Raw genomic sequence first — 7,532 nt, 5'->3', positions numbered from 1 at the left:
GCCATACCGTGTCTCCTCTGCTTTGTTCGAGCGCGGGCTTGGCCCGCGCAACCTCCTGGGGGAGGCCTCGGAGGGGGCCGTCGAGGCCCCCTCCGACTACTACCCCACTGTCCCTGTTCGAGCGCCGGCTTCGCCGGCGCAACCACTCCTCGGGGGGAGGTCCGGAAGGGGGGCGTAGCCCCCCTCCGGGGTTCTAGCGCGGGCTTGGCCCGCGCAACCCTCCGGGGGGAGGTATCGGAGGGGGCCGTCGAGGCCCCCTCCGACGATCTACCGGATCGGGTGGTGGATCGTCACCAGCTTGGTCCCATCGGGGAACGTCCCTTCCACCTGGACCTCTTCCAGCATTTCGGGAACGCCCGCCATCACGTCGTCGCGGCTCAGGATCCGGACACCGGACGCCATGAGCTCCGAGACCGGGCGCCCGTCCCGGATCCCCTCCAGCACCTCGGCCGTGATGAGGGCGAGCGCTTCCGGGTAGTTGAGCTTGAGGCCGCGCGCCCGCCGGCGACGCGCGACCTCGGCGGCGGTGAAGATCAGCAGCTTCTCCTGCTCCCTGGGCGTGAAGTGCATGACGCCACTCCGGTTAGACGCTCAACAGGCCCTTCACCTCGTCAATCCGAAACTCCTCGCGGCGGCCCTCGAGGGCGACGACCCCCCGGTCGAGCACGTAGAAGCGGTCCGCAAGCGCGCGCGCGAACTCCAGGTACTGCTCCACCAGGAGAATCGAGCGCCGGCCCTCCTCCTTGATCCGTCGCAGGACCGCGGCGATTTCCTCGACGATGGAGGGCTGGATCCCCTCCGTGGGCTCGTCGAGGAGAAGCAGTTTGGGGTCTGAGATCATGCCACGAGCGATGGCGAGCTGCTGCTGCTGGCCCCCGCTGAGGTCGCCGCCCCGCCTGTCCAGCATCCCGGCGAGCGACGGGAAGAGCGAAAAGACGTAGTCGAAGACCTCGGACCCCGGCTGCCTCCGGCGGGCCCCGAGCACGAGGTTTTCCCTGACGGTGAGGGTGGGGAAGATCTCCCGACCCTGGGGGGCGTACGCGATCCCCAGGCGGGCGCGCGCATAGGGCGCCAAACCCGTGATCTCGCGCCCGTCGAACAGGATGGTCCCCCGCCCGGGTGTCAGCAGGCCCATGATGGTCTTGAGGAGCGTGGTCTTGCCGACCCCGTTGCGCCCCATGACGCACACGACCTGCCCCTCCCCCACGGCCAGGTCCAGGCCAGTCAGGACCCGGCTTTCGCCATAAAAGACGTCGACGCCGTTCACGGCGAGCATCACGCGGCCTCCACGCCCACACTGCCCCGCCCCAGGTAGGCCTCGATGACGCGGGCATCGGACTGAACCCGGTCGATGGAGCCTTCCGACAGCACGCTACCTTCGTGGAGCACGGTCACCCGATGGCCGCGCCGGGCCACCTGCCGGACAAACTCCATGTCGTGCTCGATGAGCACGATGGAACAACTTTCGCAGTCCACGATCGCATCGATCAGCTCGGCGGTCTTCTCCTTCTCGATCCGGGTCATGCCGGCGACCGGCTCGTCCAGGAGGAGGAGCCTCGGCGCCTGAACGAGCAGCATGGCGATCTCCAGCCACTGCTTCTGGCCGTGTGAGAGGGTCCCGGCCAAGCCGTTGGCGGACTCGAGGAGCCCGACCTGCTCCAGGACCTGAGCGATCCTGTCGCGCTCATCTGAAACCGCGCGAGCAGACATGGTGGAGAGGAACCCCTTCCCGCCCGAGGCGAGCAGCATGTTCTCCGAAACAGTGTGGTCGGGAAAGACGGAGGGCGTCTGGAACTTTCGGATCACGCCCCGGTTGGCGATCTCGTATTCGCGCAGGCCGAGCAAGTCGATCGAGTCTCTGAAGACCACCCGGCCGGCGATCGGCCTGACGTGCCCGGTGAGGACATCGAAGAGCGTCGTCTTCCCGGCGCCGTTGGGACCGATCAGGAGGCGCACCCGTTCGCTGTCCTCGAGGATGAAATTCAAGTTCCTGAGGGCCAGGAACCCATCGAAGGAAACGCTGAGCCCTTCCACGTACAGGAGCGTCGCCATGGTCAGAGGGTCTGTTGCTCCGCCTTCGACGCCGGTACCGCTTCAGCCGCGGCGACGAACGCCCGTTTTCGCGACACCAGGGCCCGGAGCTGGCTCGCCACTCCGACCAGGCCCTGGGGGAAGAACAGGATGACGGTCACGAACAGGCCGCCGAGGATGATGGGCCAGAGGGCCGGGTACGCGGCGGTGAGCACGCTCCTGAGCCAGTTGATCGAGATCGCGCCGAGCACGGCGCCCCAGAGCGTGCCTCTGCCGCCGAAGGCCACCCAGATGACGATCTCGAGCGAGGGGAGCACGCCGATCTGGCTCGGCGTGATGATTCCTACCTGCGGGGCATAGAGCAGGCCGGAGAGCCCGGCCAGGGCGGCCGAGATGGCGAAGACGAAGATCTTGTAGCCGGCGACGTTGTAGCCCAGGAACTGGAGGCGCCGCTCGTTGTCCCGGATGGCCTGGAGCACGAGCCCGGTCTTCGAGGCGACGAGCCAGCGTGAGAGGAGGAACGCGGCCACCAGGAGGGCGGCGGTGCCGACGTAGAGCGCGCTGAGCGTCCGCGGATCGCTGAGCGAGAACCCCAGGATGGACTTGAAGTCGGTGAGGCCGTTGGTGCCCCCTAACCGCATCTCGTTGCGGTTGACCATCAGCCACACGGCAAAGGCGATGGCCTGGGTGAGAATGGCGAAGTACGTGCCCCGGAGCCTCCGGCGAAAGGTCAGGAACCCGGTGAGCGCGGCCAGGGCGGCCGGGAGCAGGACCGACGACCCGAGCGCGACGAGCACATGCGTGTACGGCTTCCAGAAGAAGGGGAGCTGGTAGACTTGGTTCCAGATCATGAAGTCCGGGACCGGCTCCCCGTACACTCCCTTGCCGCTCCCCTCCAGCATCATGTACATGCCGATGGAGTACGCCCCGACCCCGAAGAAGATGGCCTGGCCCAGCGAGAGGATCCCCGTGTAGCCCCAGATGAGGTCCATGCCGAGGGCGAGGATGGCGAGCGAGAGGTACTTCCCGAAGAGGTTCAGGTAGTAGTCGGAGAGGACACCGAAGGCATTCCCCACGGGCAGCACGACGACAAACACCACCGCGAAGGCCGCCAACCACAACGCGCTGCCGTCAGCGTTTCGCGTGGTGACCACGGGGATCACCGTGCCCCTCACGCCGCCTCAGCGGCGCGCCCTTTGGCCGGAAAGAGCCCGGTCGGCCTCCACTGGAGGAAGCCGATGGCGAGGGCGAGAACGGCCACCTTCGCGTAGATGGCCGCCGCGGTCCCACCGATCGACGGCTCCAGGATCTTGTTGGACAGGCCAATGCCGAAGGAGGCCGCCACCATCCCGAGCAGCTTGCCGACGCCGCCGAGCACAACGACCATGAAGGCGTCGACGATGTAGGTCTTGCCCACCTCCGGGTCCACCGTGCTGATCAAGGCAAGGGCGCAGCCCGCCACGCCGGCGAGGGCGGTGCCAAGGGCAAACGTCAGGGCGTCGATCTTGCGGGTGGAGACGCCGACGCAGGAGGCCATGGCCCGGTTCTGCATGACGGCCCGCACTCGAAGCCCGGCGTAGGAGCGGTACAGTAGAAGGTAGAGCACGGCCAGCGCCGCCACAGACAGCGCCACGATGAAGATCCGGCTCCAGGGAAAAATGAGTCCGCGCATGACCTCCACGCCGCCCCTGAACCACGTCGGCGGGTTCACGCTGGTCTGGTCACCGAAGTAGAGCCGGGCCGACTGCTGGAAGATCATCCCGATCCCCCACGTGACGATGAGCGTCTCCAGCGGCCTGCCGTAGAGGAATCGAATGATCCCCCCTTCCAACGCCAGCCCCACCAGCCCCGCCACGACGAAGGAGAGGGGCAGAGCCACGAAGAAGTAGTAGTCCTGGTGGGACGCTAGCCGCGACGCGAAGGCCTCCTGCACCACATACGCCGTGTACGAGCCCAGCATGAGCATCTCGCCGTGAGCCATGTTGATGATGCCCATGAGGCCGAAGGTCACTGCCAGCCCCAGGCTCATGATCAGCAGCACGGCGCCCAGGCTCACGCCGTTGAAGAGGTAGGCCACGATGTTCCGAAGCCCCATGAACGACTCGATGCGCTGAATCGCGTCCCTGGCTGCCGCCTTCGCCTTGCCGTCCGGCTCATGGGCAAGCATGGCCCTGAGCTGGGGAAGGGCGGCTTCGGACCTGAGCCGAGCCAGCGAGCGCGCTGCGCCCGCGCGCGTGGCGGGGTCTGGCGCCAGGAGCTGCAGCTTGGCCACCGACTCCTCAATGACGGTCTTTACATCACGGTCGGTCTCCCGCTCTGCAGCCTTCAGCAGCACGGGGATCGCCGAGATGTCCCCCGAGCCTCCCAGCTTGAAGGCCGCCGCCTTCCTTGCCTCTCGATCCGCGCCGAACACCTCCAGCCGCTCGAGGATTCGCTGAACGAGGCCGAACAGCTCCTCCTCAAGCGCAATCGCCTCGTGCCCGCTCTCGGGCGAAACCGGCTGCCCCTGGGCGTCGAGGAGCGGCTGCCCCCTGGCGTCCTTCAACGTTCCGTCGTCCCCCAGAATCGCGATCCGGCCCTTCCACTGGTAGAGGGCTCCGTCCTTCAGGGCCCGTAGGACAGCCTCCATCGACGGATCGCTGATCGCCTGCAGCGCGAGGATCGCCTCTCGCTGCGTCGCCGGCGACCCGAGCCCCTTCGCGGTCGACTCCAGCTCGGTGACCCCGGGCCTGGAGGGCGTAGCCGCCACTCCGGCCCCGGCAATTCCCAGGACAAGCAGCAACGCGAGCGACAGCAGACTGGCCACACGTGCTGGACGCGCACTTCGAGCGCGGGCTTGGCCCGCGCAAGCTCTGGGGGAGGCCTCGGAGGGGGACACCCACGCCTCCGGCGTGGGTACCCGGGCCCCCTCCGATTTGACTACTGTTTTTCCGAGAGCCACATCCGCTTCCCTGCCACCAGGTCGTAGGAGCCTTTTCCACCCTTGCTCCAGTCGCAGGCGCGGTTGGGATAGGTCACCGGGCTCCAGGGCTCCGGGGCCACCGACGCCTTCGTCTTCCAGACGACGTCGAACTGGCCGTCGGCGCGGATCTTCCCGATGTACACGGGTTTCCAGGTGTGGTGGTTCTTCTCGTCCACCTAGTACTTGCCGACCGGGCTCGGGATCTCGAGGCCCTCGAGGGCCTTGAGCATCTCGTCCACGTCGGTGGTCTTGGCTCTCGCGACCGCCTTGGCCCAGAGGTGGACGTGGACGTACGCGTGCATCATGGGATCATCGGTCACGGCCTGCTTGTCGGGAATGCCACGCTTCTTCGCCCACTCCTTGTACGCCTTGACCCACTTGAGGTTGTCCGGGGTCTTCAGCGACATGAAGTAGTTCCAGGAGGCGAAGTGGCCCACCAGGGGCTTGACGTCCAGGGTCTGAAGCTCCACCTCGGCGAAGCTGAACGACATGGTGGGGCAGCGGTCCGCGGTCACCCCCTGGTTCGCCAGCTCCTTGAAGAAGGGGACGTTGGAATCGCCGTTGATGGTATTGATCACCGCCGCATCCCCCGCGGCGCAGAAGCTCTTGATCTTTCCGACGATGGTCTGATAGTCCTGGTGGTGGAACGGCGTGTACTCTTCGGCGATGCTGGACTCGGGGATCTTCTTGACCTTGGTGAGGTAGAGGCGGAGGATCTTGTTGGTGGTGCGCGGGTAGACATAGTCGGAGCCGAGCAGGTAGAACTTCTTCTTGTTCCCGCCCTCCGCGCTCATCAGATAGTCCACCGCCGGTGTGGCCTGCTGGTTGATAGTGGCCCCGGTGTAGATCACGTTCTTGGAGCACTCCTCGCCCTCGTACTGCACCGGGTAGAAGAGGAGCCCGTTGTACTTCTCGAAGACCGGGAGCACCGACTTCCGGCTCACCGACGTCCAGCACCCGAAGACCGCGGCGACCTTGTCCTGGAGGAGGAGCTTCTTGGACTTTTCGGCGAACAGATCCCAGTTGGAGGCGGGATCCTCCACGAGCGCCTCGACCTTGCGACCCAGGACGCCGCCGGCCTGATTGATCTCCTCGATCGCCATCAGGACCACTTCCTTGATCGGCGCCTCGCTGATGGCCATGGTCCCGCTCAGCGAGTGGAGGACACCTACCTTGATCGGCCCCTTCTCCTGGGCGCGAAGGATCGCGGGAAAGGACAGCCCGCCCGCCAGCCCGGCGCCGGCGACGCCGAGCGCGGATGTCTTCAGGAATTCGCGACGCGAGTGACGCATGTCGGCACGTGAGGTGTCTTCGGGCATTGCACGCTCCTTTCGGTGAAAGTCGTTCCGGCCCCCTTGCCCCTCAGCGCGCCGTTGCGCTCTCATTCCGCCCGTTCACTCCGAACAAACAAAAACGGCGCCGCTCGTCGTGGCGCCGCTGCCACGCTCCCGGGGACACCGTCGTCCGCCGGGGCTCGCTGGAATCCTAGCAACCTCCGTGCCGGTCTGCAGGCCGGTCTGCCCCTCGCAATTTCAATCACTTGCCAGCGGGTTGCTGCAAGAGAATGCCCGGCGAGATGCCTTTTCCGTGTGCAGAGGAGGGGAGTTGCTCAGGATTGTGGCAGGCTCACTCGAGAGACAGTGGCCTCGCTCCCGAAGGCCCGCCGCTCAACCCTTCCGTCAGCAGTAGTGCCTGAGCGATCTCGCTCATCGGGCGGCGACTGTCCATAGAAGTCCTTTGGATTCGACGGAAAGCCTCGGCCTCGGTGAGCCCGTACCGCTCGATGAGTACCGTTTTCGCCCGCTCGATCAGCTTCCGCGACTCGAGGCTTCGCTTGAGATCCGCGTTCTCCTTCAACAAGGCCCGGAACTCTGCGAAGCGGGCCACCGCCAGATCGAGGGTGGGGGCCAGCTCGTCGCGGCGGAGTGGTTTCACGAGAAAGGCCATAACCCCGGCGTCCCGGGCGCGCCCGACCACGGTCGAATCCGTCCGGCTCGTGAGGAGCACGATGGGGCAGGGGGAACGGTGCATCACGCGCCTGGCGGCCTCCACGCCGTCGCCGTCGGGGAGACCGACGGCCAGAATCACGACGTCAGGTCGATGCTGCTCAACCAGCGCCGGGGCTTCGGCGGCATGGCTTCCCTCCGCCGCGACAACCCCGCCCACCGCGGCGATGGCCTCGCCGACGGCGGCCTTCGATGGGAGGTGGTCATCGACGACGACGACACGCCAGCGCGGGTTCACGGGATACAGGTTCAGCAAGAGAAGTGCCAGACTCAGGGACGAGCCAACCGTGCGGGAAAGCGGGACTTCACACCAACCCGTGTCCGGGGAATGGTGAAATCATGCTCAGCCCACGGCGCGGTGCCCAAACGGTAGGCACCGGTCAACTCGGTGAGGGTTGATCCACACGCCCCGGACGGGACAGGGCCAGTACCGTATCGGAGTAATGCCCTTCGAGCGCCGGCTCCGCCGGCGCAACCCATCCTGGGGGGAGGTTCGGACGGGGGGCAAAGCCCCCCTCCGAGTCGACTAGATG

At 66.4% G+C, this 7,532-nt stretch carries 6 protein-coding genes and 1 pseudogene; all 7 read right to left on the bottom strand.

Features of this window, described 5'->3' with window-relative positions; translation table 11 throughout:
* Window positions 1-267: 267 nt before the first annotated feature.
* The 7 genes and pseudogenes from HY726_19635 to HY726_19605 all read right to left on the bottom strand — a co-directional run bounded on the left by HY726_19635 (window position 268) and on the right by HY726_19605 (window position 7,255).
* The gene (locus HY726_19635; protein ID MBI4611206.1) at window positions 268-570 is read right to left on the bottom strand and encodes an urease subunit gamma; all 303 of its coding nucleotides are present in this window, start codon (window positions 568-570) and stop codon (window positions 268-270) included.
* Window positions 571-583: 13 nt separating this feature from the next.
* On the bottom strand, window positions 584-1,276 hold the full coding sequence (gene urtE / locus HY726_19630; GenBank protein ID MBI4611205.1) for an urea ABC transporter ATP-binding subunit UrtE: 693 nt from the start codon (window positions 1,274-1,276) through the stop codon (window positions 584-586).
* The gene (gene urtD / locus HY726_19625; GenBank protein ID MBI4611204.1) at window positions 1,276-2,052 is read right to left on the bottom strand and encodes an urea ABC transporter ATP-binding protein UrtD; all 777 of its coding nucleotides are present in this window, start codon (window positions 2,050-2,052) and stop codon (window positions 1,276-1,278) included. Before urtD ends, urtE begins: the two co-directional genes overlap by 1 nt.
* A 2-nt stretch (window positions 2,053-2,054) precedes the next feature.
* On the bottom strand, window positions 2,055-3,206 hold the full coding sequence (urtC, locus tag HY726_19620) for an urea ABC transporter permease subunit UrtC (GenBank protein MBI4611203.1): 1,152 nt from the start codon (window positions 3,204-3,206) through the stop codon (window positions 2,055-2,057).
* On the bottom strand, window positions 3,203-4,837 hold the full coding sequence (gene urtB / locus HY726_19615) for an urea ABC transporter permease subunit UrtB (GenBank protein MBI4611202.1): 1,635 nt from the start codon (window positions 4,835-4,837) through the stop codon (window positions 3,203-3,205). Before urtB ends, urtC begins: the two co-directional genes overlap by 4 nt.
* Window positions 4,838-4,950: 113 nt before the next feature.
* Window positions 4,951-6,285, bottom strand: a pseudogene (gene urtA, locus HY726_19610) (urea ABC transporter substrate-binding protein).
* 334 nt (window positions 6,286-6,619) lie between these two features.
* On the bottom strand, window positions 6,620-7,255 hold the full coding sequence (locus HY726_19605) for an ANTAR domain-containing protein (GenBank protein MBI4611201.1): 636 nt from the start codon (window positions 7,253-7,255) through the stop codon (window positions 6,620-6,622).
* Window positions 7,256-7,532 lie beyond the last annotated feature (277 nt).

Source organism: Candidatus Rokuibacteriota bacterium (genome assembly GCA_016209385.1).
Lineage (GTDB): Bacteria > Methylomirabilota > Methylomirabilia > Rokubacteriales > CSP1-6 > JACQWB01.
The sequence above is the reverse complement of the archived record's forward strand: the minus strand, read 5'-3'. Positions and strand labels throughout refer to the sequence as shown.